The organism is Cupriavidus sp. TMH.W2 (assembly GCF_050847365.1).
Taxonomy (GTDB): domain Bacteria; phylum Pseudomonadota; class Gammaproteobacteria; order Burkholderiales; family Burkholderiaceae; genus Cupriavidus.
The window spans coordinates 1,775,545-1,797,729 of the sequence record NZ_CP193792.1 but is presented as its reverse complement, the minus strand read 5'-3'; the positions used below and the strand labels follow the sequence as shown (position 1 = coordinate 1,797,729).

The 22,185-nt window shown below is 63.6% G+C and carries 20 protein-coding genes, 2 rRNA genes and 2 pseudogenes; 17 read left to right on the top strand and 7 right to left on the bottom strand.

Features of this window, described 5'->3' with window-relative positions; genetic code table 11:
* Positions 1-44 precede the first annotated feature (44 nt).
* The 4 genes from ACREYQ_RS08260 to ACREYQ_RS08245 all read left to right on the top strand — a co-directional run bounded on the left by ACREYQ_RS08260 (position 45) and on the right by ACREYQ_RS08245 (position 5,112).
* Positions 45-2,925, top strand: a 23S ribosomal RNA gene (locus tag ACREYQ_RS08260).
* A 114-nt stretch (positions 2,926-3,039) separates the two neighbouring features.
* Positions 3,040-3,153 (top strand): 5S ribosomal RNA (rrf, locus tag ACREYQ_RS08255).
* A 197-nt stretch (positions 3,154-3,350) separates the two neighbouring features.
* On the top strand, positions 3,351-3,995 hold the full coding sequence (locus ACREYQ_RS08250) for a TetR family transcriptional regulator C-terminal domain-containing protein (RefSeq protein WP_432260239.1): 645 nt from the start codon (positions 3,351-3,353) through the stop codon (positions 3,993-3,995).
* A 7-nt stretch (positions 3,996-4,002) separates the two neighbouring features.
* Entirely contained in the window at positions 4,003-5,112 is a 1,110-nt protein-coding gene (locus ACREYQ_RS08245) for an alkene reductase (RefSeq protein WP_432260238.1), read from the top strand.
* 90 nt (positions 5,113-5,202) lie between these two features.
* On the opposite strand, the gene ACREYQ_RS08240 is transcribed toward ACREYQ_RS08245, so the two are convergent.
* A complete protein-coding gene (locus ACREYQ_RS08240) occupies positions 5,203-5,661 on the bottom strand; it encodes a hypothetical protein (protein WP_432260237.1) in 459 nt (152 codons plus the stop codon).
* 347 nt (positions 5,662-6,008) lie between these two features.
* Here ACREYQ_RS08240 and ACREYQ_RS08235 point away from each other — a divergent pair, with 347 nt between their 5' ends.
* Both ACREYQ_RS08235 and ACREYQ_RS08230 read left to right on the top strand, forming a co-directional pair.
* Positions 6,009-7,214: a M48 family metalloprotease gene (locus ACREYQ_RS08235; protein ID WP_432260236.1), complete on the top strand. Its 1,206-nt coding sequence runs from the start codon at positions 6,009-6,011 to the stop codon at positions 7,212-7,214.
* A 31-nt stretch (positions 7,215-7,245) separates the two neighbouring features.
* A pseudogene (locus ACREYQ_RS08230) lies at positions 7,246-8,756 on the top strand (WGR domain-containing protein); the annotation flags it as partial.
* Positions 8,757-8,826: 70 nt separating this feature from the next.
* On the opposite strand, the gene ACREYQ_RS08225 reads toward ACREYQ_RS08230, so the two are convergent.
* Both ACREYQ_RS08225 and ACREYQ_RS08220 read right to left on the bottom strand, forming a co-directional pair.
* The gene (locus tag ACREYQ_RS08225; RefSeq protein WP_432260235.1) at positions 8,827-9,267 is read right to left on the bottom strand and encodes a hypothetical protein; all 441 of its coding nucleotides are present in this window, start codon (positions 9,265-9,267) and stop codon (positions 8,827-8,829) included.
* Between the two features lie 181 nt (positions 9,268-9,448).
* Positions 9,449-9,757, bottom strand: coding sequence for an EthD family reductase (locus ACREYQ_RS08220; protein WP_432260234.1), 309 nt, complete (start codon positions 9,755-9,757; stop codon positions 9,449-9,451).
* A gap of 255 nt (positions 9,758-10,012) precedes the next feature.
* Here ACREYQ_RS08220 and ACREYQ_RS08215 point away from each other — a divergent pair, with 255 nt between their 5' ends.
* Genes ACREYQ_RS08215 through ACREYQ_RS08205 form a run of 3 tightly spaced genes read left to right on the top strand, consistent with a single transcriptional unit; the run spans position 10,013 to position 10,789 of the window.
* Positions 10,013-10,216 (top strand): hypothetical protein, encoded by a 204-nt coding sequence (locus tag ACREYQ_RS08215; RefSeq protein WP_010812739.1) that lies wholly within the window; start codon positions 10,013-10,015, stop codon positions 10,214-10,216.
* Positions 10,217-10,271: 55 nt separating this feature from the next.
* Positions 10,272-10,517 (top strand): hypothetical protein, encoded by a 246-nt coding sequence (locus tag ACREYQ_RS08210; RefSeq protein WP_432260233.1) that lies wholly within the window; start codon positions 10,272-10,274, stop codon positions 10,515-10,517.
* A 32-nt stretch (positions 10,518-10,549) separates the two neighbouring features.
* Positions 10,550-10,789, top strand: a complete 240-nt coding sequence (locus ACREYQ_RS08205) for a hypothetical protein (protein WP_432260232.1) — start codon at positions 10,550-10,552, stop codon at positions 10,787-10,789.
* A 195-nt stretch (positions 10,790-10,984) separates the two neighbouring features.
* Here the strand turns inward: ACREYQ_RS08205 and ACREYQ_RS08200 are convergent, their stop codons facing one another.
* Positions 10,985-11,623, bottom strand: coding sequence for a hydrolase (locus tag ACREYQ_RS08200; protein WP_432260231.1), 639 nt, complete (start codon positions 11,621-11,623; stop codon positions 10,985-10,987).
* 242 nt (positions 11,624-11,865) lie between these two features.
* Between ACREYQ_RS08200 and ACREYQ_RS08195 the strand changes: the two genes are divergently transcribed.
* Positions 11,866-12,162 carry a putative quinol monooxygenase gene (locus tag ACREYQ_RS08195; RefSeq protein WP_432260382.1) on the top strand — a complete coding sequence of 99 codons (297 nt, stop codon included), beginning with the start codon at positions 11,866-11,868 and terminating at the stop codon, positions 12,160-12,162.
* Positions 12,163-12,280: 118 nt separating this feature from the next.
* Here the strand turns inward: ACREYQ_RS08195 and ACREYQ_RS08190 are convergent.
* Positions 12,281-12,586: pseudogene (locus tag ACREYQ_RS08190) on the bottom strand (efflux transporter periplasmic adaptor subunit); the annotation flags it as partial.
* Between the two features lie 279 nt (positions 12,587-12,865).
* Between ACREYQ_RS08190 and ACREYQ_RS08185 the strand changes: the two are divergent.
* From ACREYQ_RS08185 to ACREYQ_RS08170, 4 genes are all read left to right on the top strand, one after another.
* Positions 12,866-13,828: a VOC family protein gene (locus ACREYQ_RS08185; RefSeq protein ID WP_432260230.1), complete on the top strand. Its 963-nt coding sequence runs from the start codon at positions 12,866-12,868 to the stop codon at positions 13,826-13,828.
* A 163-nt stretch (positions 13,829-13,991) separates the two neighbouring features.
* Positions 13,992-14,846, top strand: a complete 855-nt coding sequence (locus tag ACREYQ_RS08180; protein ID WP_432260229.1) for a fumarylacetoacetate hydrolase family protein — start codon at positions 13,992-13,994, stop codon at positions 14,844-14,846.
* A 24-nt stretch (positions 14,847-14,870) separates the two neighbouring features.
* Positions 14,871-16,646, top strand: a complete 1,776-nt coding sequence (locus ACREYQ_RS08175; RefSeq protein WP_432260228.1) for an FAD-dependent oxidoreductase — start codon at positions 14,871-14,873, stop codon at positions 16,644-16,646.
* A gap of 66 nt (positions 16,647-16,712) precedes the next feature.
* Positions 16,713-17,504: an FCD domain-containing protein gene (locus ACREYQ_RS08170; RefSeq protein WP_432260227.1), complete on the top strand. Its 792-nt coding sequence runs from the start codon at positions 16,713-16,715 to the stop codon at positions 17,502-17,504.
* A gap of 59 nt (positions 17,505-17,563) precedes the next feature.
* On the opposite strand, the gene ACREYQ_RS08165 is transcribed toward ACREYQ_RS08170, so the two are convergent.
* Both ACREYQ_RS08165 and ACREYQ_RS08160 read right to left on the bottom strand, forming a co-directional pair.
* Positions 17,564-18,526: a LysR family transcriptional regulator gene (locus tag ACREYQ_RS08165; protein WP_432260226.1), complete on the bottom strand. Its 963-nt coding sequence runs from the start codon at positions 18,524-18,526 to the stop codon at positions 17,564-17,566.
* A 211-nt stretch (positions 18,527-18,737) separates the two neighbouring features.
* Positions 18,738-19,403 (bottom strand): TetR/AcrR family transcriptional regulator, encoded by a 666-nt coding sequence (locus tag ACREYQ_RS08160; RefSeq protein ID WP_432260225.1) that lies wholly within the window; start codon positions 19,401-19,403, stop codon positions 18,738-18,740.
* 252 nt (positions 19,404-19,655) lie between these two features.
* On the opposite strand from ACREYQ_RS08160, the gene ACREYQ_RS08155 reads away from it, so the two are divergent.
* The 3 genes from ACREYQ_RS08155 to ACREYQ_RS08145 all read left to right on the top strand — a co-directional run bounded on the left by ACREYQ_RS08155 (position 19,656) and on the right by ACREYQ_RS08145 (position 22,008).
* Positions 19,656-19,985 carry a hypothetical protein gene (locus tag ACREYQ_RS08155; RefSeq protein WP_432260224.1) on the top strand — a complete coding sequence of 110 codons (330 nt, stop codon included), beginning with the start codon at positions 19,656-19,658 and terminating at the stop codon, positions 19,983-19,985.
* 203 nt (positions 19,986-20,188) lie between these two features.
* Entirely contained in the window at positions 20,189-21,025 is an 837-nt protein-coding gene (locus tag ACREYQ_RS08150) for a protocatechuate 3,4-dioxygenase (protein WP_432260223.1), read from the top strand.
* 161 nt (positions 21,026-21,186) lie between these two features.
* Positions 21,187-22,008, top strand: a complete 822-nt coding sequence (locus ACREYQ_RS08145) for an NADPH-dependent FMN reductase (protein WP_432260222.1) — start codon at positions 21,187-21,189, stop codon at positions 22,006-22,008.
* Positions 22,009-22,185: the final 177 nt, after the last annotated feature.

The following is a 22,185-nucleotide window of genomic DNA, read 5'->3' as shown; positions in this document are numbered from 1 at the left end:
ATCCTGTAGCGACGTTTCGAGCAATCGAGACACACTCGTTATAGGGTCAAGCGAACAAGTGCATGTGGTGGATGCCTTGGCGATCACAGGCGATGAAGGACGCGGTAGCCTGCGAAAAGCTTCGGGGAGCTGGCAAACAAGCTTTGATCCGGAGATGTCCGAATGGGGAAACCCGGCCCGTATGGGTCATCCCACACTGAATCCATAGGTGTGGGAAGCGAACGCGGCGAACTGAAACATCTAAGTAGCTGCAGGAACAGAAATCAACCGAGATTCCCAAAGTAGTGGCGAACGAAATGGGAAGAGCCTTGTACTCTTTAGCAGTGGTGTTAGCAGAACGGGATGGAAAGCCCGGCCCTAGCAGGTGATAGCCCTGTATGCGAAAACACGATTGTGGAACTAGGTGTACGACAAGTAGGGCGGGACACGTGAAATCCTGTCTGAAGATGGGGGGACCATCCTCCAAGGCTAAATACTCGTGATCGACCGATAGTGAACCAGTACCGTGAGGGAAAGGCGAAAAGAACCCCGGGAGGGGAGTGAAATAGATCCTGAAACCGCATGCATACAAACAGTCGGAGCCTGGAAACGGGTGACGGCGTACCTTTTGTATAATGGGTCAGCGACTTACATTCAGTGGCAAGCTTAACCGATTAGGGAAGGCGTAGCGAAAGCGAGTCCGAACAGGGCGTTGAGTCGCTGGGTGTAGACCCGAAACCAGATGATCTATCCATGGCCAGGTTGAAGGTGCGGTAACACGTACTGGAGGACCGAACCCACTAACGTTGAAAAGTTAGGGGATGAGCTGTGGATAGGGGTGAAAGGCTAAACAAATCTGGAAATAGCTGGTTCTCTCCGAAAACTATTTAGGTAGTGCCTCGTGTGTCACCTTCGGGGGTAGAGCACTGTCATGGTTGGGGGGTCTATTGCTGATTACCCCGCCATAGCAAACTCCGAATACCGAAGAGTGCAATCACGGGAGACAGACATCGGGTGCTAACGTCCGGTGTCAAGAGGGAAACAACCCAGACCGCCAGCTAAGGTCCCCAAGATTGGCTAAGTGGGAAACGAAGTGGGAAGGCTAAAACAGTCAGGAGGTTGGCTTAGAAGCAGCCACCCTTTAAAGAAAGCGTAATAGCTCACTGATCGAGTCGTCCTGCGCGGAAGATGTAACGGGGCTAAGCCAGTCACCGAAGCTGCGGACGCACAGCAATGTGCGTGGTAGGAGAGCGTTCTGTAAGCCTGTGAAGGTGTCTTGTAAAGGATGCTGGAGGTATCAGAAGTGCGAATGCTGACATGAGTAGCGATAAAGGGGGTGAAAGGCCCCCTCGCCGTAAGCCCAAGGTTTCCTACGCAACGTTCATCGGCGTAGGGTGAGTCGGCCCCTAAGGCGAGGCAGAGATGCGTAGCTGATGGGAAGCAGGTTAATATTCCTGCACCGTCGTATGATGCGATGGGGGGACGGATCGCGGAAGGTTGTCCGGGTGTTGGAAGTCCCGGTCCCTGCATTGGAGAAGGCGCTTTGGCAAATCCGGGCGCGGGATTCAAGGATGCGGGGCGAGCGGCCTAGTGCTGCGAAGCAATTGGAAGTGGTTCCAAGAAAAGCCTCTAAGCTTCAGTCATACGAGACCGTACCGCAAACCGACACAGGTGGGCGAGATGAGTATTCTAAGGCGCTTGAGAGAACTCGGGAGAAGGAACTCGGCAAATTGGTACCGTAACTTCGGGATAAGGTACGCCCTGGTAGCTTGACTGGCCTGCGCCAGAAGGGTGAAGGGGTTGCAATAAAATGGTGGCTGCGACTGTTTAATAAAAACACAGCACTCTGCAAACACGAAAGTGGACGTATAGGGTGTGACGCCTGCCCGGTGCCGGAAGATTAAATGATGGGGTGCAAGCTCTTGATTGAAGTCCCGGTAAACGGCGGCCGTAACTATAACGGTCCTAAGGTAGCGAAATTCCTTGTCGGGTAAGTTCCGACCTGCACGAATGGCGTAACGATGGCCACACTGTCTCCTCCCGAGACTCAGCGAAGTTGAAGTGTTTGTGATGATGCAATCTCCCCGCGGCTAGACGGAAAGACCCCATGAACCTTTACTGTAGCTTTGCATTGGACTTTGAACCGATCTGTGTAGGATAGGTGGGAGGCTTTGAAGCGTGGACGCTAGTTCACGTGGAGCCGTCCTTGAAATACCACCCTGGTTTGTTTGAGGTTCTAACCTTGACCCGTGAATCCGGGTCGGGGACAGTGCATGGTAGGCAGTTTGACTGGGGCGGTCTCCTCCCAAAGTGTAACGGAGGAGTTCGAAGGTACGCTTGGTACGGTCGGACATCGTACCTAAAGTGCAATGGCAAAAGCGTGCTTAACTGCGAGACCGACAAGTCGAGCAGGTGCGAAAGCAGGACATAGTGATCCGGTGGTTCTGAATGGAAGGGCCATCGCTCAACGGATAAAAGGTACTCTGGGGATAACAGGCTGATACCGCCCAAGAGTTCATATCGACGGCGGTGTTTGGCACCTCGATGTCGGCTCATCTCATCCTGGGGCTGTAGCCGGTCCCAAGGGTATGGCTGTTCGCCATTTAAAGAGGTACGTGAGCTGGGTTTAAAACGTCGTGAGACAGTTTGGTCCCTATCTGCCGTGGGCGTTGGAATCTTGACGGGGGCTGCTCCTAGTACGAGAGGACCGGAGTGGACGTACCGCTGGTGTACCTGTTGTCTCGCCAGAGGCATCGCAGGGTAGCTATGTACGGAAGAGATAACCGCTGAAAGCATCTAAGCGGGAAACTCGCCTGAAGATGAGGATTCCCTGGCGGCTTGACCGCCTTGAAGGGTCGTTCGAGACCAGGACGTTGATAGGCTGGGTGTGGAAGCGCAGTAATGCGTTAAGCTAACCAGTACTAATTGCCCGTAAGGCTTGATCCTATAACCAGTGTGTTTTGCCTGGTGAGTTGATCGCCTGTGCCACCGATACGCACAACCAAGACTACATCCCTATTCGCAGCGTTGACCTCAACCTCAGCGCTGCACCCCCTTATGCCTGGTGACCATAGCGAGTTGGAACCACCCCTTCCCATCCCGAACAGGACCGTGAAACGACTTTGCGCCGATGATAGTGCGGATTACCCGTGTGAAAGTAGGTCATCGCCAGGCTCTTATTCCCAAAACCCCTCGACAGCGTGTGCTGCGAGGGGTTTTGTCTTTGGTGGTTCGGAAACGCTCGGGCGGCTTGCGCTAAATGTGCTTCATCGAGCCTCCAAGATCGATTGACGGCAGGTAACTGCCGCGAAGGGCCGGGCATGGGTCACGACCGTTTGACTTTATAAGACGACTGGTCATATTATTCACACATGGCCCGCACCGCAGACAAGACCGACATCCCCAACCGCCTGACGAAGGCGGGGCGCGAGCTGTTCTCGCGCCACGGCTACAACGCCACCGGGATCCAGCAGATCACCGACCACGCCGGTGTGCCAAAGGGCTCGTTCTACAACCATTTCGAGAGCAAGGAAGCCTTCGCCGCGGCCATCGTCGCGCAGTATGCGGACTACCTGCAGCGGTCGTGGGAAGCCATGATGGAGGCCGCGCCGCCGGAGCCGATGGCGGCCATCCATGACGTCTTCACCCAGATGATTGCCTACCACCAATCCAGGACGGTGCAGGCAGGCTGCCTGATCGGCAACTTTGCGGCGGAGATCGCCTTGTCGAGCGACACCTGCCGCACGGTCCTGCAGGCAGCACAACTGGCCTGGCGCGAACGCCTGGCCGGCATGATCAGCCAGGCCCAGGCGCAGGGCGCCATCCGTATGGACATCGCGCCAGCCGAGTTGTCCGGGCTGGTCTGGGATGCCTGGGAGGGCGCCTTGCTGCGCATGAAGCTGGAGCGCTCGGTGGAGCCGCTGCGCCGTAGCGTCGACCTGATGTTCAACCACCTGTTCCGGCCGGCCGCTACGGCAGCTTCGGCCGCTGCAAGCCACAGACCAACCACGGAGTAAGTCATTCATGGGCGCACAGAAAGAAGCCTTTCTCGCGGATGCCTTGTTTCAGCCGATCAGGCTGGGCAAGGTCGAACTCGCCAACCGCATGGCCATGGCGCCGCTCACGCGCAGCCGGGCCGACGATAACCTGGTGCCGACCGACATGGTGGTCGAGTACTACAGCCAGCGCGCCAGCGTGGGCCTGATCATCGCGGAGGCCACGCAGGTCTCTACGACCGCCCAGGGCTATACCAATACGCCGGGCATCTACACGCCTGAGCAGATTGCTGCCTGGAAGAAGGTGACGGACGCGGTGCACGCGAAGGGCGGCAGGATCTTCCTGCAGATCTGGCACACCGGCCGCATGTCCCACACGCACTTCCAGCCGGACAACCAGGCCCCGGTCGCGCCGTCGCCCATCGCTGCCAATGCCAAGACCTACATCAACGGCCAAGGCTACGTCGAGTGCTCGGTCCCGCGTGAGCTTGAGACGGCAGAGATCGCCGGCATCGTGGATGACTTCCGCACCGCCGCGGCCAATGCCATCCAGGCCGGCTTCGACGGTGTCGAAGTCCATGGCGCGCACGGCTACCTGCTCGACGCCTTCCTGCGCGACGGCACGAACAAGCGCACCGACACCTATGGCGGCAGCATTGAAAACCGCGCGCGCTTCCTGCTCGAGGTCATGACAGCCGTGATCGGAGAGATCGGTGCCGACCGGGTCGGCGTCCGCCTGGCACCGGTGTCGCCGGTCAACGATGCGCTGGAGAGCAACCCGCAGCCATTGTTCGAGCATGTCGTGCGTGAACTGGAGACGCTGCACCCGGTGTATATCCACGTCGTCGAAGGCCACACGGGCGGCCCGCGCGACAACGCGCCTTTCGACTACGCAGCGCTGCGCCGCCTGTACACGGGCGTGTGGATGGTCAACAACGGCTACTCCAAGGAGATGGCTGAAGAGGCGATTCGCAGCGGCCATGCCGACATGGTCTCGTTCGGCCGCAAGATGATCACCAACCCCGACCTGCCGCGCCGCTTCCGCGAAAACAAGCCGCTGAACCGTCCGTTTGAAGACGCTTCGCTCTACGGCGGCGACGGCGCGCACGGCTACGTCGACTACCCGGAACTGGCCTGACGCAAGACACCCCTGGAAGCAGGAGAGATCCCGCTTCCAGGGGCGTGCGCGCGTGTCTGAGTTCGCCGCCCGGGCTCACTGTGCACGCGCTTATGCCAACGCGCTGTCGGTATAGACGTCGAACTTGCGCGCAGGGTCGGACGAGACACCGCTGCGGTCCATGCCGGCCAGCGTGCCGTCGGTGTAGACGTCGAATTTGCGCGAGGGATCGGCCGATGGCCCGCTGCGGTCCATGCCGGCCAGGGCGCCGTCAGAATAGACGTCGGACTTGTGGGCAGGGTCGGAAGACACACCGCTGCGGTCCATGCCTGAGAGGGAGTACTCCTTGGTGGGGGCAGTCTTAACCCGGGCACCTTCGCTGAAGACGTCAAAGCGGCCGGCCCGTGCGCCGTCGCTAAAGACATCGCGCATGTCGACCCGGAAGGTGTAGCCGTACTTGTCACCGGCAAAAGCGCTGTCGCGAGGGGCGGTAGCATGGGCAACGCCGGCCGTGCAGGTGGCGGCAATCGCGGCGGTGGCGAGGATCGTGTTGGTGAGCTGGCGGATCATGGCGGTACTCCGTTTGCGGTGAGAAGGGCAGAACGCTGCGGGCGTCCTTTCCCTTATACGCAGCAGCGGTGCCGCCGGATGCGGACCCGTCGCAGCCCCGTCATCGGCGCATTCCGACCGATTGGCGTCGCCAATGTCGGGCGGATACAAGCTTGCGGCGTATTCGACGCCCACCCACACCAACGGCCTCAGCCGGCAACCGCGCCCCTTTGCGGCCGGCATTCCCGCCTCCATCCAGTCTCGAAAGCGGGGCCATGCCAATACAGGCAATGCCCGCGCTGATGGACGGCCCGTGCGCCATGCGCCCCCTGTAGCATCGGCCTCCACGCAACCCTGGAACGTCCCGCATGGACGCTCACGCCCCGGATCGCGGCGCGCTGGTGCCGCTGGCCTATCACGCAACGGTGGTCGACTACCTGCGCCGCCATGAGCCCGAGGTCTGGCGCTGGGCCGGCGCCCGCGCGACCGGCACCGATCACCGCGAGGCACTGCGCCTGATGCTGCTGCGCGACACCTACCGCATCGAGGCGGACGCGCATGCCGACGTGCACGCGGCGCTGGCCGGGGCGATGGCGCGGCTTGGCATCGACGCGCCCGCGACGCTCTATCAGTCGCCGGGCCAGGACATGAACGCCGCGCTGGTCTATGTGCCGGGCAAGGTCCACATCATTCTGCAAGGGCCGCTGCTGGAACGGCTGTCGCCGCCGGAGCTGCTGGCGGTGTTCGGCCACGAGCTGGCCCACTACCTGTTGTGGTCGCGCGATGACGGCCAGTTCCTGGTAGCCGACCGCATCCTGAACGATGCGCTGGCCGCGCCAGGCGCCAGCGCCAGCCATCGCGAGACCTGGCGCCGCTACGCGCTGCACACCGAGCTGTTTGCCGACCGCGGCGGCGCTGTCGCCGCCGGCGCGGTGGCGCCGGCCGTGTCCACGCTGGTCAAGGTGCAGACCGGCATGGGCAGCGTGGACGCGGCCGCCTACCTGCGCCAGGCTGCCGAGATCGAATCCCATGAAGCGGGTGCGAGCGCTGCCCACAGCCATCCCGAGACCTTTATCCGCGCCCGCGCACTGGCGCTCTGGTGGGAGGGCGCGGCCGGTCTCGATGCGTGGATCGAAACCCGGCTGCACGGCCCGCTGGCGCTGGAGAAGCTGGACCTGCCGGGACAGGTCCGGCTGCAGGTGCTGACGCGGGGCTTCCTGGCCCACTTCCTTGCCGGCACGGCGCTGGCGAGCGAGGCGGTGCTTGCGCAGGTGCGGATGATGTTCCCCGACTGGCGCGACGACGAAGCGGCGGTCGGCCCCGAGGCCCTGGGTGCGGACGTGGCCGACGACAGCGTGCGCGGCTACCTCAACGTGCTGATGATGGACCTGGCGCTCGCCGACCCCGACCAGCAGGACGCGGCGCTGCTGCGCGCCGGCCAAGTGGCGCAGGCGCTCGGCAGTCTGGACGCGCTGCAAGGCAACCTGCGCCGCGACGCCGGCTTCGGCAAGCGCGAGCTGGACCGTTTCCAGCGCCAACTGCAACGCGAACTGGCCAGGGAGGGCCGGGCATGACTGACAGCACGACCCCTGGCACGAATTCCATCTCGGGTATGAGCGACAACAGCGAGCCGCGCACGCTATCATCATCCAGGGCCCGCCGGGCACGGGCAAGTCGCAGACCATCACCAACCTGATCGCCGACTACGCCGGTCGTGGCAAGCGCGTGCTGTTCGTCTGCGAGAAGCGCGCCGCGCTCGACGTGGTGTTCCATCGGCTCAAGCAGAGCGGGCTGGACCCGCTGTGCTGCCTGATCCACGACTCGCAGACCGACAAGAAGGCCTTCATTGCCGACCTGCGTGCCTGCTACGAGCAGTGGATCGCGCAGCCGCACGACGGTGACGCACTGGCGGCGCGCCGCACGCAGCTGGCGGAGGCGCTGGCCGCGCACCGGCAGCGTATCGACACGTTCGAGTCGGCAATGGCCGCCGCGCCCGAGACGCTTGGCGACAGCGTGCGTGCGTTGCTGCGCCGCGTGACCGCGCTGCCTGCCGTGCCGGACGTGGGGCCCGCCCTGCGCGAGCGCTTCGGTCTCGACAGCCTGGCCGCGCATCCGTTCGCGCGCTTGTCTGCGCAGTTGCTGGCCGACGAGCGCGCATACGGCCGCGCCGGGCAGTTGTGCCATGACACCGAGGCGCTGTTCGATGCGCTCGACCCGCTGCTGGACAGTACCGCGAGCCTGACCGGCCAGGATACCAGCCTGGAACAGGCACGCGCGAATGCCGCCGACAGCCAGTGGCTGCTCGATACGGGCCTCGCCGCCCACCTGGACCTGCTCGATCCGGCTTCGCCGGCGCGGCCGCGCTGCGCGCGTTCCTGCAGTTCGCGCAGGCCAGCGCGCGCGGCCAGTTCGAGCGTGCCCAGGCGGTGCTCGGCGCGCTCAACCCGGGCGCGCGCGACGCCTTCACGCGCGAGGCCACGCCGGACAGCATCCGCGACGCACTGGCAGGGGCCTTGCGTGCGCGCGGCCACGAGGTACATGCCAACGTTGGCCGCTCGCAGTTCCGCTGTGACCTGGCCATCGCCGATCCGTCGGGACAAGGCTACGCGCTGGCGATCCTGCTCGATACGCCGTCAGAGGACGTGACCGACACCGCCGAGCGCTACGTGTTCCGCCCCGGCATCCTGCGCAGCTTTGGCTGGCGGGTGCTGGACATCCCGGGCAAGGACTGGCTCAACGACCGGGACGCGGTGCTGGCCCGCATCGAGGCCATGCTGGCGGGCGGCGAGGACCGCGCGCTGGACGTGGAGATCGAGATCCCGGCGCCGTTGACGACGTCGGTGACGGCGCAGGGCGCAGAGACAGGCAACGAGGTCCGGACGGACGCGGCAGCGGCAGCCGTGCCTGAGTTGGTGCGGACGCTCCGCTTCGAGCAGGGCACGACGCGCAAGTTCTGGCGTGCCGGCGTGCGCGGCACGGAACTCTGCGTCAGCTACGGCCGCATCGGCAGCGCGGGGCAGACCATCGTGAAGGCGTTCGAAACCGCCGAGCGGGCCCGGCGCGAGGCGGACAAGCTGGTGACGGAGAAGCTGCGCAAGGGCTACGTGGAGGAGTAGCCACGGGATCGGATCAAGCGCGCGATGGGCCGGATACCCAGGTATCGGGCGCCATCGCGCGCCGGCTCACTCAGTCGTCCTGACGATGCTTCTTGTGGTTCTTGTGCTTGCCGCGATTGCCGTTCTTGTGGTCATCGGCATAGTTGTTGCGCGACACATTGCCGCCCAGCGCCGAACCCGCCGCACCACCGGCCGCGGCACCGACGATGCCGCCGGTTCGGCCGCCCACGGCATTGCCTGCCGCGGCGCCGGCACCACCGCCCAGCGCGCCACCCACGACGGCGCCGGTTCGTTCCTTCTTGTTGGCAGTCACTGCGCCGCCCGCACCGCCGCCCACCGCACCGCCGATCACGGCACCCGTGCTGCCGCCCAGTGCGCCACCGACGGCCGCGCCCGCGGCACCGCCCAGACCGCCTCCCACGGCGTTCTTCAGGTCATCGGCCAACGCCGGCATGGTTGCAGCGGTTAGCAGCAGGGTCAGGCACAGCGTACGGAGTGGTGGTCGAGTCATGTTTTTCCTCAATAGGGGCTGGTTGGCGATCTGCCGATGCAGGAGCTTACATGGGCGGCATTCGGCTCCGGCAATTGCGACCCCCGAGATGGAGGCGCAACACGCCGGAAAACAGAAAAGCGCTTCTCAAATGGGGGGCTTTGCCGATTCAGGCCGTCAGGTGCACAGGGCGACCGCGGGCCTAAACGTCCTTCGTGTCGAATATGAGCATGTCAACGCCGGCCTGGGCAAACTTGGCCACGTCAGCGGCTGCGGCGGCGCCCTCAGGCGAAGCCATTGCCTGCCGGAGCGCTGCCAGCGAATCGAAGCTCAGCACCGCAACCAGGTGAAACGGCGACTCGCCGGCTGGGGTTGCAACCGGGCCGCTGCTGACTTCGTAGCGTCGCAGGCCGGCGATCTTCTTGGCGATCGGAATATGGGTCGAGAAGTAATAGGAATCAAACGCCGCCGTGTCCGCAGGCTTCTTGTATAGCACCACTAGCTTTGCCATCGTGGCTTCTCCAAACGTGAGTTAAACAGCGCCCGAGCTTGCTAGTGTAGCTTCCCTATGGCTTGTGAACCCCACTTCTTTCTGAGCATGTGCCGTCCGGTGCGCTTGATGCACAGCGCGTACTGGGGGCAGCCGGTGATCGTCGGCTCTTTGACCTGTTGATCGCGCTCAGAGAGATGCGGCCGACCTCGCGGTCGAGGCTCGGGTTGACCAGTTTCTTCATGCTACGATTTCCTGTCTGAATCGGAGGCGGTCATGACAATCGAAAGCTACCAGGGCTACATCGTCCGCGGCTTTGCAAAGCAGCTTGGCGACGGATCGTTCGAGGCATCCGGTGCAGTTGAGAAGGACGGCCGCATCGAGGAGGGATCGGATCCCTTGGGGTACTACCCTTCGTTTGAGCGTGCCGCGGCAGCCGGCATTGCCTGGGCGAAAGCGTGGGTAGACGATCACGGCTGAACTACCCTGAACTCGAGCACCCGGATACGATCCCTTGAGACAGTGGGAGAAAGACATGGATCTCCAAGGCTTCACGTACTACCGTGACCACTGGTATGAGGTATCGGCAACGTCTCTTGGAGATGGAGAGCCTTGGCAAGGAGAGGCAACGATTTGCACGAAAGCGGCAGACGGGGCGCCACTCAAGGTCTTCGATCACCATCTTGTTCCTGGCCAGTTCTTCAGCGAAGGCGAGGCATGGCAGCACGCTTCAGAGTGGGCCACGAAGCAGATTGATGCGCGCTGTGACTCGCACGCATGAACCAGGAATCCTCGAAACGATGGGAGGTCGCCATGTCGAGCCATGTCTGGGTAGAAGAAGGGGAGTACTACTGCCACTGCACGGTCTGGAAGGCTAAATCCGGGACCTGGGAGGCATCGGTATTGTTTGAACGACGAATCGATCATGCAAACGCGTTTGTCCCGGGCCTGCGGCACAAGATCAAAGCCACGTTCCATAGCGAGGAAGAGGCAATGACCGAGGCAATCGCTTACGCAAAGGCTTGCGTCGAGAACACCAAGACCGGCTTGTAGCCTCGTGGGGCTAGCCCAATTCGTTTCGGCTGCTTCTCCGACAGCTCGCCATCCGGTTCACGCTCACGAAATGCGCAGCACGAGATTCCCCGGCCGGGCCGCCATCAGGATGACAAAGCCGCCGATGATGCTGATGTGCTCCAGGAACCTGGTGAAGTCGGGCCGGTGCGCCGTAGCGCTCCGGCCCGTCTTGCATCAGGTGCGGTCGTAAGAAAACTGAATGCCGGCCGTGCCGCCTGTCTGGATGAACAGGTCAATGAAGGCCGGAACGGTTTCTGAACGCGCCCAGTCGCGCTGCAGTTCGCAGAACAGTTGCGCAACGCTGATCATCTTGCCGCCGGCCTGTTCGATGCGGCGCAGCGCGGCTTCGTGCGCCGCAACGGAGGTACCGCCGACGGCATCGGCGACGACGTAGACCTCATAGCCTTCCTTGAGTGCATCGAGTGCAGGGAAGGTCAGGCAGGCCTCGGTCCACAGCGCGGTCATGACGAGCTTTTTGCGCCCGGTGGCCTTGACTGCCGCGCGGAACTCGACGTCCTCCCAGGAGTTGATCGTGGTGCGGTCATAGGTCGGGAAGTCGCCCAGCACCTTCTGCAGCTGCGGGATCGGCGGCTTGTTCAGGCCGGTCTTGACATTGACGGTGGAGTGGATGATCGGCAGCTTATAGGCAACCGCGGCACGCGAAGTGCCGACGATGTTATTGACCAGCAACTGCCGGTCCATTGAGGCGATGGAGTTCACCTGAACCGGTTGGTAATCGATGATCACAAAGGCAGAGTTCTGCGGAGTCAGCAGGTGGTCGCTTGCGGGATCGCGGATGGGTTCGCTGGCCATGGTTTTCTCCAAAGCAAAGGATTGGATTTGCTGCTAAGCAGCGCATCAGTGCAGGTTGCGCTTGCGGCAGCCTGCGGCGTTGAGCCTTTGCAGCATAAGCCAAGGGGAGCACAAGCGAAATGGCCATCTGCCGAACACGCTGTTCGCCATGACAGAACGATATGCGCAGCGCCGGAATGTCCTTGCAAGCACCGGGACGTTTGACTAGGCTCCACGCACGACCCGATCGGAGGATGCGTGCGATGGATGACTTTTATGTACTGGCGGTCCTGTATGCAAAGCCCGGACGGGAAGCCGAACTCAGGGAAAAACTGCGGGCCGTGGTGACGCCATCGCGTGCCGATGCGGGCAACCTGCGCTATGAAATGTTCGAGCAGCAGGACGATCCACGCCGCTTTGTTTTTGTCGAGCACTGGGAGAGCCCGGCAGCGCAGGAAGCCCATCACACGCAGACCGAACACATTCGCCGCTTCCAGGAGGAAGGCAGCGATGCGGTGGAGCGTGTCGAGTTGTTCTACAGAATGAAGCTGGTAACCTGAGCGATCGTCGACAGGAGGATTGGCAAGCAGGTTTGCCGTGGTGGGATTGTCGCGATCGGCCTGTCAGCGGCTTGCCTCCGGACAGCAACCTGACCTCGACCTTCGCGCCGACGCGTACGTTGGGCAGCTTGGTTTCCTCGAAATATCCGTAGACCCAGTATGAGTGCTTGTCGATGAGCGCCATGCGCGCGGCGCCTGCGCTCACGTAGTCGCCCGCGTGCAGGTTCAGGTTGGTCACGTATCCATTCACCGGCACATAGACCTCGCTCCTGCGCAGGTTCAGCCGCGCGGTCTCCAGCGCGGCCAGGCTGGCATCGTAGCTGGCCTTTGCCTGCCTTTCCTGGACGCCGATATCCTCGCGGCCTTCGGCAGAGACGACGGCGCTGTCAAGGATTACGCGCCGCACCGCTTGGCGGTGCCGCATATCGAGTTCGGCCTTGCGTGCCTGCGCCAGCGCTTCCGCCTGTGCCAGCGCCTGCCGGAAGCGCTCCTTGCCGGCAGCCAGGTTCACTACATCGGGCCGCATGCGGCCGTCGCGCGTCCTCGGGGAGTACATATAGTGCAGAAGCGGTCGTCGGCGTTTCCGCCGAGATGATATGTGAAACTTGTTTTTATATATTTTATGAAATAATATAGGTTCCAAGGCTGCCAGGCCGGATGCACGGGCCTCGCGCGACAAGGCAAGAGAACTGCAGGAGACAAGATGGACATAAACGGAGCACAGCCGGGGACGCAGTCATGCGTGCCGGCGGCGGCGCCGCAGCATGCGGTGCATTCGATCGATCACTATGCGCTCGAAGTGCCGGACCTGGCAGTGGCCGAGCAGTTCCTCGAGGCCTTCGGTCTGACGTTGCGGCGACAGACTGGCTGGCTCGAGGCGTTTGCCGCCGACGGGCATCGCTGGGCCCGGTTTCGCGAAGGCGACCAGAAGCGCTTGGCCTATCTGAGTTTCCGCTGCTTCGCCGAGGACCTTGCGGGCATCCGCCAGCAACTTGCCGATGCCGGCGCGACCTTCGTCGACGATGTACCGTTTGATCGGCCGGATGGCATCTGGTTTATCGATCTCGACGGCAACCTCATCCAGGTCCGGGTCGGGCCGAAGACTTCGCCATACACCAAGCTCGCGGCCGGGCTCGACAGCACGCTCGCAGGCGAGCGTGGTGCGCTGGTCAGGAGCCAGGTGCAGAAGGTCCGTCCGCGCCGCCTTTCCCACGTCCTGCTGTTCTCGCCGAATGTACAGCGAGCGCTCGACTTCTATCGCGATGCCATGGGGCTGCGGCTATCCGACCGTTCAGCCGACATCATCGCCTTCACCCACGCCCCGCATGGCAGTGACCACCATCTGCTGGCGCTGGTGAAAAGTTCCGCCAGGGGATGGCATCACGCCGCATGGGACGTGGCCAGCGTGAACGAAGTCGGGCAGGGCGCGGCCCAGATGGCCAATGCGGGCTATACGCGCGGCTGGGGCACGGGGCGACACGTCCTGGGCTCTAACTACTTCTTTTATGTGCTCGATCCCTGGGGCTCGTTCTGCGAGTACTCGGCGGACATCGACTACATCCCCGCCGGGCAGGTATGGCCCGCGGGCGACTTCGCGCCGGAGGACTCCCTGTACCAGTGGGGGCCGGACGTGCCGGACTATTTCGTGCGCAATACCGAAGCGTAAGCAGCAGACCAACGCTGGCGAAAGGCCGCATGATCGGCAGTGCCTTCTGCTTTTGACTGAACGACAGCAGTGGCTTGCGCCTCGAATTTTAAAATATATTTTGTTTGTGTTTGTATATCGTGATGCCGTGACGGCCGCGATCTTCCATACCGGAGCCTGAAGCATGAAACTCGCAACATTTTTACTGGACGGACGTTCGCGCGTGGGCGTGGTATCCGCCGACGGTGTGCTGGCCCTGCCAGAGGCGGCCGGAACAGACGTTGGCGCACTGGTGAAGTTGGGCCAGAACACGGAGCAATGGCGCGAGCTGTACGCGCATGCCACGCCCGTGACGGATGCCAGCCGCCTGACCTGGCTGCCGCCGGTGCGCACGCCCCCCAAGATCCTGTGCGTCGGGCTGAACTATGCCGATCACACCAAGGAGTCCCCGTACGATCAGCCCGACTACCCCACGCTCTTCCTGCGCGTGGCGACCAGCATGGTGGGACATGAAGGCGCCATCGTGCGGCCGCTGGTGAGCGATACGCTCGACTACGAAGGCGAGCTGGCCGTCATCATCGGCAAGGGCGGCAAGCATATCGCCAAGGAAGATGCGCTTGCGCACGTGTTCGGCTATTCCATCTTCAACGATGGCTCGGTGCGCGAGTATCAGTTCAAGTCGCCGCAATGGACGGTGGGCAAGAACTTCGATGCGACGGGCGGTTTCGGGCCGGTCGTGGTCACGGCCGATGAGCTGCCGCCGGGCGCGGCAGGGCTCAGGCTTGAGACACGCCTGAACGGCAATGTGGTGCAGTCCGCCAATACCTCGGACATGCTGTACGACGTGGCGTCGCTGATCGCGATCATCAGCGACGCCATCACGCTCGAACCGGGCGATGTCATCGTGGCCGGCACGCCGTCTGGCATCGGCTGGGCGCGCACGCCGAAGCTGATGATGCGGCACGGCGACGTGTGCGAGGTATCGATCGAAGGCATCGGCACGCTGTCGAACCCGATCGAAGACGAGCCGGCGCAATAAGCCTTGCAATACGAGGAGACGACCATGAAGACCATCGAAGTACCGGTCCTGGTGGTGGGCGCCGGGCCCGCCGGCCTGACCACCACCGCGCTGCTGGCAACCTACGGCGTGCGCACGCTGACCATCACCAAGTACCAGGGCACCGCCAATTCGCCGCGCGCCCACATCACCAACCAGCGCACCATGGAAGTGTTCCGTGACCTGGGCATCGAGGACCGCGTGCTGGCACTGGCGACGCCGAACGCGCTGATGGGCAACAACGTGTGGGCGACCAGCTTTGCCGGCACGGAGATTGCGCGGTTGCAGACGTGGGGCAGTTCCGAGCAGCGCAAGGCCGACTATGCGACGGCCAGCCCTTCGCCGATGTGCAACGCGCCGCAGCATCTGCTGGAGCCGGTGCTGCTCGATTGCGCCCGCGAGCGTGGCGCGGAATTCCTCTTCAATACGGAGCTGACGCACATCTCGCAGACGCCGGACGAGGTCACCGCGATGCTGAAGGACCGCATCACCGGGGAAATCACGCAGGTGAAGGCGCGCTACGTGGTGGGTGCGGACGGCGGCGCCAGCACAGTGGTGCCGCAGTGCGGGTTCGAGATGGAAGGCGAAATGGGACTCGGGGCAGCGGTCAACTGCTGGCTCGAGGTGGATCTGGCCAGATACTGCGAGCATCGTCCGGGCGTGCTGTACTGGATGACGCAGCCAGGCAATGACTATTGGGTAGGAAGCGGTACGTACATCTGCGTGCGCCCGTGGAACGAATGGGTGCTGCTGTTCATGTACGATCCGGCCCAGGGCGAGCCCGACCTCAGCGAGGAGGCCGTGATCCGGCGCGCGCGGGCCACCATCGGCGACGATTCGCTTCCCATCAAGGTGAAGGCGGTCAGCAAATGGCAGATCAATCATGTTGCGGCGAAGAACATGCGCAAGGGCCGCGTGTTCATCGCCGGGGACGCGGCTCACCGGCATCCGCCCGCGAACGGACTCGGCACCAATACGTCGATTCAGGACGCGTTCAACCTGGCCTGGAAGCTTGCCCATGTGGTCCGCGGCAACGCCGATGAGCGCCTGCTCGACACCTATTCCGCCGAGCGGCAGCCGGTGGCCCGACGCGTGGTCGACCGGGCCATGCAGTCGGTCCGCAACATGCTGCCGATTGCCAAGGCGCTGGGGTTTGAGCCTGGCCAGAGCGAAGCCGAGGGCTGGCAGAACGTTGACGAACTCTTCGGCGACACGGAGCGGGGCCGCGAGCGGCGTCGTGCCTTGCAGGAAGCGGTGAAGCTGCAGAACTTCCAGTTCAACTGCCACGGTGTGGAAATGGGACAGGTCTACGCCTCATCCGCCGTGGTGCCGGACGGCCACCCGCGCGAGACAGATTCGCGGGATCCGGACCTCTACTATCACCCGAGCACATCGCCTGGCGGCGTGGTGCCACATGCCTGGCTGGAGCATCGCAAGGCACGCCTGTCGACGCTGGACCTGGTCGGGCATGGCCGCTTCACGCTGCTCACCGGTGTTGGCGGCACTGCATGGCGGCGCATTGCCAGACAGGTATCGGCCGCGCTTGGTACCGAAATCGAGGTCGTCAGCATCGGTGGCCCGAACTGCGATGCCCACGACGTCTACGGCACCTGGAGCGAACTGCGGGGCATCTCGGACGCCGGCGCGATCCTGGTGAGACCGGACCGGTTCGTCGGCTGGCGGCACGAGCATATCGATGCGCACGCGGCGCAGGCGCTGGAAGAGGCCATGCGCGGCATACTCGGCCAGGCGGACGGGGACGGCCGCCGCCAGGCCGCGTAGTTTCTCCGGTGGGTCCCGCAAAATATATAATAGTGCCCGCTATCTATCATCGAGCGAGGCCCCATCGTGGCAAGAACCAAGTCAGCAACGACCGCCTCCGGCGAAGCCGCCGTCGCTTTGCCGGAGGCGCCGGACCTGGGCGGACGCACATGGGCTTCCGTGCTCGAACAAAGCGTCCGCGAAGACATCATCAACGGCAAGCTGCCGGCCGGCAGCAAGCTGCGCCTGAAGGAACTGGCCGAACGCTACCAGGCAGGCGTCATTCCGCTGCGCGAGGCTTTGTCGCGGCTGTGCACGACGGGCTTCGTGCTGGCCATCGACCAGAAGGGCTTCCGCGTGGCGCCGCTGTCCGCCGAAGAACTGCTGGACATCACGCGCGTGCGGCAGCAGATCGATACCAGCGCCCTGCGCGACGCAATCGAGGCCGGCGATATCGCCTGGGAGTCGGAAGTCGTGGCCGCCCATCACCGCCTGACACGAATTCCGATGGTGCTGCGCGGCAAGGAAGGTGCCCTCAATCCCGAATGGGAGGAGGCGCACGCCGTGTTTCATGAGGTGCTGGTGTCCGGCTGCCGCTCGGCGTGGCTGCGTCGGTTCTCGATCGTGTTGCGCGACCAGACCGCGCGCTATCGCTTCCTCTCGCTTGCCGTGCCCAGGGCGGCCCGCAAGCGCGACGTGGCGGCCGAGCACGAGGCCATCGTCAACGCCATTGTCGCCCGCAACGCGCGTGAAGCGAGCAAGCTGCTGTCCGATCATTTCCAGGCGACCACGGACCTGGTGCTGAAATACCTGGCGCAACAGAAGACGCGTTCGGCCCCGGCACGTATGCCGGCGGTGGCAACCGAGCTGGCTACCTGAGGCATTCGCGCGCAGCCAGGCGGCGCGAGCGTTTGGCCGCGCCGCGGCGGGACGCGCCGTCAGACTGACAGGGCCGGCTTGACGTCGGGCGTCCCGGCGGCGCTGGCGCAGCGCGGCTCCCACGGTGGCGGCGACAGCGATTGCTGCAGGAACTGGATCAGCGTCCGGATCTTGTGCGAGGTATAGGCGGTGCGCGGATAGACCGCAAAGACGCCATCGTCTATTGGCGCTTCGTGGGGAAGTAATTCGATCAGGCTGCCGGCCGCCAGCTCCCGCGAGACGATGAACAGCGGCAGCACGGCAATGCCGTGGCCGCCCAGCGCGGCGTCGCGCAGCACCTCGCCGTTGTTTGCCGTGAATACGCCGTGTGGCGTGATGATCTTCGGTGCGGCCTGCGGGGTGCGGCCACGGAACGCCCAGATCTGCCCGGGCGGGGAATTACTGTAGGACAGGCAGGCATGCCTGGCGATGTCGGCGATGCTCTCGGGCCGGCCGGCGCGCGCCGCGTATTCAGGGCTGCAGCACAGGATGCGCCGGCTGATCGCCAGTTTGCGGACGATCAGCGCGCTGTCGCCGAGGCGCGTGATGCGGATCGCCAGGTCATAGCGTTCATATCCCGTATCCACCAGCCGGTCGTCCAGCTCCATCACAACATGCAGGCGCGGATGCGCCTTTGCGAATTCGGAAATCAACGGCGACAGCCAGAGCGTGCCGAAGCTCATCGGCGCAAGGACTCGCAATTCGCCGCACAGCTCCTGCGAGGTCTTGGAGATGCTTTCGGCGGCATGGGTGAGCTGTGCCATGGCAGCCCGCGCCTGCTTATAGAAGTGCCGGCCGCTCTCGGTTGGCTGCACGCGGCGCGTGGAGCGCTGCAGCAGCGTAACGCCCAGGCTGCGCTCCAGGTCGCTGATGCGCTTGCTGACGACGGACTTCGAGAGCGCCATGTGACGCGCAGCGCCGCTGATGCTGCCGAGTTCGACGACCAGCAGGTAGGCTTCGATCTCCTCGGTTCTGAGTTGCATTTGGGTATCCGGATTCCTTCAATTCGACGCGTAGCATACTGAATCGCACTGTGACAGTGCAATCGAAAGCGACCCGGGCAGAGCGCCCGCACGCAAGTCGGCCGCGGCTGCCGAACCGACTGCCTGAATGGCCTCGATCCCTCGAATCGGCAGATCGCCGGCCTTCAGGTGAAATGACGCGGCGGGATATGCCAGGTCCGGCCTTGAAGCATCAGACGGCCCCGGCCGCGCCCCTAGCCACGATCAGGGCGGTAGCGTCATTGACCAGCGCCTGCATTTCGCCGTCGTCCGGACGCACGCCGGTGGCCAGGGTCCGGTGCAGCACGCTGGCCAGCACCATGCCGTGGAAGAGCAGGGCGCAGACTTCCGGGCTGGCTGACAGCCTGGCGCCGGCCGCTTGCTGTGTGGAGAGAAAGCCCGCGACATAGGCACAGGTTGCCGCGGGGCCACGCGTGTACCACGCATTGCCGAGAGCCGGAAAGCGCCGCGATTCCGCGAAGATGAGCCGCAGGAACGCAAGGTGGCGCTCCTCCAGCAAGGACTGCAGGAAGCCGTGTGCGATCTTCTGCAGGCCCTGTGCGGCGTTGCAGCGCGACAGGTCCAGACTGGTCTCGGTTTTCTCCAGGAAGCGGTCGCAGAGTCTCTCCACCACGGCGACAAACAGTCCGTCCTTGCCCCCGAAGTAATTGTAGACATTGGTCTTGGAGCCTCCGCACGCCTTGACGATCTCATCGAGGCTAACGCCGTCGTAGCCGTGCTCGAGAAACATATCCGCAGCGATGCTCAGGATCAGGGCGCGCTTCTCTTCCCCACGACGCGTCATGCGCAAGGGCGGGCGGGGAGCAGCGTCGCGGGAGGGGTCCGGTTCTAATTTCATGCAATAGCCAGCGTTGAAAGAGATTGGCCGCCCGCGCCATGTTCCGTGGCGCCGGGCCCCGCGCAGTCTACCAAAAGGCCGAAGGCGGGACTGGCGGCGTGAGGTACCCGGGGAGACTTCAGAGAATCCGAACCGCATCTTCCGAATCAAAGAATACCATACGGTACGGTTATGTATATATTTCACTCCGTCCACGGCGCTGCCGGGCCAATGCGGTGGGCGCGCTTTCCCTCAACTTTCAAGGAGCAAGTGATGAAAACGGCAATGATTGGTGCGATGGCGATGCTGGTGATGGCTTCCGCCGCGCAGGCGGCAGTGCGGTCGCCGGATGCCTGTAGAGATGGGGCAGAGGCGGCACAGGCCTCGCTGCCCATGGTCTGGGCGCTGCAGCACTCGCCGACCGGCCGCCTGGCGGACGAGCAGTTCCGCAAGATAGCTGTGCGCAAGGCAGACCCGTTCCTGGATGGTGCGGCTCGCCCGGTTGATGCGTTCACTGATGGCGCGCTGCGTCAGGTCGATCCGTTCACTGACGGCGCGCTGGCCAGGGCCGGCGGTGTGGATCCGTTCGCGGACGGCGTCTGACCGGCAAGCAGGGGCTGCGCGCATAACGCGCAGTGCTTATCGCGCAACGTGCACAAGCTGCCGCGCTTCGTCGTCACGGTCCGTGCCGCACACCTCGACGCACAAGCCCGCCAAGCACAAGCTGATGGCGGACAGCTCACTGCTGGCCCGCGCCGTCGACCTGGCGGCTGCCAGGGGATGACATAGAACAAACGGAGACAACCATGGGCAATCCCGACAACTACACCCTCCAGCGCGCCCTCGACGCCATGTGCGATGTGCCGGGTTCCGACTCTGCGCTGCAGGCTCGGTTCAGCGTGGCGCTGCAGCACTTTCACGCGATGCTGGACGAACTGAAGCTGACCGACGAACAGCTGTACCGCATCGCCGGCTGGCTCGGCAAGGTCGCCGCCCAGGACGAGCTGGTCATGCTGTGCGACATGATGGGTCTGACCATGCGTGCGCTGGACCTGGCGCGCACCGATGGCCACGCTACGCCGCAGAACGTGACCGGTCCCTTCCCCAAGGACCAGGTGGCCGAGGGCCCCAATCCCTGCTACATCGCAACGGAAGACGAACCTGGGCAGCGGCTGGAGGTCCGCGGGCGGGTGCTGGACGCCTCGACTGGCCGCCCGATTCCCGGTGCGACGCTGATCGTGTGGCAGCCCAACCAGTTCGGGCGCTACGAGAACGAAGACGACTCGCAGTCCGAAGACAACCTGCGTGGCAAGCTGCGCTGCGATGCAGAAGGCGCTTTCGACGTGTTCACGGTCCGTCCGGGCGGCTACGTCATCGGGCACGACGATACCGAGGTCGGCGTGTTGATGAAGCGCCTCGGGCGCAATCGCCAGCGTGCGCCGCACATCCACTATCGCGTCATGCATCCGGGATACCGGACGCTCACTTCGCAGATCTATTTCAAGGGCGATCCCGCCAACCCGGTCGACTGCATCTTCTCGGCCATCGAGGACCACATCGTCAATATCGTTCCGCACCCGGAGCGCAAAGGCTACCAACTGGTGGAACTGGAGGTCGTGGTCGAGCCGGAGCCGAAGCGGTAAGGCGGGAGCGCTGCCGCTCAGGACGCTGCTGAAATCGAGTGGACCTGCGCCGGGGCGCACTGAATTCTTGCGGCGCTTGGGCGAGAGCTCAAGTGTAGGCGGCGTGGGGGCATCGTCAATGGCTGTGCGTGCCACGTGTCCGGTCTGGAGTGCCAGTACTGTTGAGCGTCGGCGCGGAGAGCGTTGCCAGGAATTCGACAAAGAGCAACCTGAAGCCGGGTGAAAGCGCAGCCAAGGTCGGCGACCTGCGTAACCCGCATGCCGACGGCGCCAAGCGGGGAAGGGCGGATTCGTTCACCGGTGGCGCGGCCTGTCATCACAGGACGTCCGGCGCGCACATCCGAGACGCCATGGCCTCCGTCATGCTGGATAATGAGCAAGGCCATACCCCTGCATCTTCACGAAATGAGGCGCGACAAATGATCAGAATCCTGGGAATTTCCGGCAGCCTGCGTGCCCAGTCGTACAACACCGCGCTGCTGCGGGCAGCGCAGTCGGAGGCTGACGCGCAGATCCGCCTCGATATCGCCACCCTGCATGGCATTCCGCTTTACGACGCAGACCTGGAGGCGCGTGAAGGTCTACCCGCCGCCGTAGTGGCGTTGCGCGAACAGGTCATGGCCAGCGATGGTCTGATACTCGCCACGCCCGAATACAACAACGGCATCCCCGGCGTCTTCAAGAACGCCATCGACTGGCTCTCGCGGCCGGCGAACGATATTCCCGCAGTCTTCGGCAATCGCCCGGTAGCAGTCCTCGGGGCGTCCGCCGGGGGCTTCGGTACCGTGCTGGCACAGAACGATTGGCTGCCGGTGCTCAAGACATTGGGCACGCGGCACTATAGCGGCGGCCGGCTGCTGGTTGCGCGCGCGGGCCAAGTGTTTGACGCGCAGGGCGAACTCACCGATGCCGGCATGCGTACGCGGCTCAAGGAATTTGTTGGCGGCTTCGCTGCGTTTGTAGAAGGCCTGCGCGCGGGCTGAGCGTGCTCAGCTGGCGGTTTCCGCCGCCTGCCACATGCCGCGATCCCTACCTGATCCAACGCCTCCTTCGCGCGCGACGATTCGCACCATTCACCAACTCGGCGACCGCATTCGCGCCACCCGGGCAGAAGACCGGCTGCCGATTGACCAGGCGCCAAGGTATTGCGGGGTCTCCAT

Coding starts and splice junctions, on each gene's coding strand:
- ACREYQ_RS08250 (WP_432260239.1), top strand. CDS start 3,351: ATGGCCCGCACCGCAGACAAGACCGACATCCCCAACCGCCTGACGAAG.
- ACREYQ_RS08245 (WP_432260238.1), top strand. CDS start 4,003: ATGGGCGCACAGAAAGAAGCCTTTCTCGCGGATGCCTTGTTTCAGCCG.
- ACREYQ_RS08240 (WP_432260237.1), bottom strand. CDS start 5,661: ATGATCCGCCAGCTCACCAACACGATCCTCGCCACCGCCGCGATTGCC.
- ACREYQ_RS08235 (WP_432260236.1), top strand. CDS start 6,009: ATGGACGCTCACGCCCCGGATCGCGGCGCGCTGGTGCCGCTGGCCTAT.
- ACREYQ_RS08225 (WP_432260235.1), bottom strand. CDS start 9,267: ATGACTCGACCACCACTCCGTACGCTGTGCCTGACCCTGCTGCTAACC.
- ACREYQ_RS08220 (WP_432260234.1), bottom strand. CDS start 9,757: ATGGCAAAGCTAGTGGTGCTATACAAGAAGCCTGCGGACACGGCGGCG.
- ACREYQ_RS08215 (WP_010812739.1), top strand. CDS start 10,013: ATGACAATCGAAAGCTACCAGGGCTACATCGTCCGCGGCTTTGCAAAG.
- ACREYQ_RS08210 (WP_432260233.1), top strand. CDS start 10,272: ATGGATCTCCAAGGCTTCACGTACTACCGTGACCACTGGTATGAGGTA.
- ACREYQ_RS08205 (WP_432260232.1), top strand. CDS start 10,550: ATGTCGAGCCATGTCTGGGTAGAAGAAGGGGAGTACTACTGCCACTGC.
- ACREYQ_RS08200 (WP_432260231.1), bottom strand. CDS start 11,623: ATGGCCAGCGAACCCATCCGCGATCCCGCAAGCGACCACCTGCTGACT.
- ACREYQ_RS08195 (WP_432260382.1), top strand. CDS start 11,866: ATGGATGACTTTTATGTACTGGCGGTCCTGTATGCAAAGCCCGGACGG.
- ACREYQ_RS08185 (WP_432260230.1), top strand. CDS start 12,866: ATGGACATAAACGGAGCACAGCCGGGGACGCAGTCATGCGTGCCGGCG.
- ACREYQ_RS08180 (WP_432260229.1), top strand. CDS start 13,992: ATGAAACTCGCAACATTTTTACTGGACGGACGTTCGCGCGTGGGCGTG.
- ACREYQ_RS08175 (WP_432260228.1), top strand. CDS start 14,871: ATGAAGACCATCGAAGTACCGGTCCTGGTGGTGGGCGCCGGGCCCGCC.
- ACREYQ_RS08165 (WP_432260226.1), bottom strand. CDS start 18,526: ATGCAACTCAGAACCGAGGAGATCGAAGCCTACCTGCTGGTCGTCGAA.
- ACREYQ_RS08160 (WP_432260225.1), bottom strand. CDS start 19,403: ATGAAATTAGAACCGGACCCCTCCCGCGACGCTGCTCCCCGCCCGCCC.
- ACREYQ_RS08155 (WP_432260224.1), top strand. CDS start 19,656: ATGAAAACGGCAATGATTGGTGCGATGGCGATGCTGGTGATGGCTTCC.
- ACREYQ_RS08150 (WP_432260223.1), top strand. CDS start 20,189: ATGGGCAATCCCGACAACTACACCCTCCAGCGCGCCCTCGACGCCATG.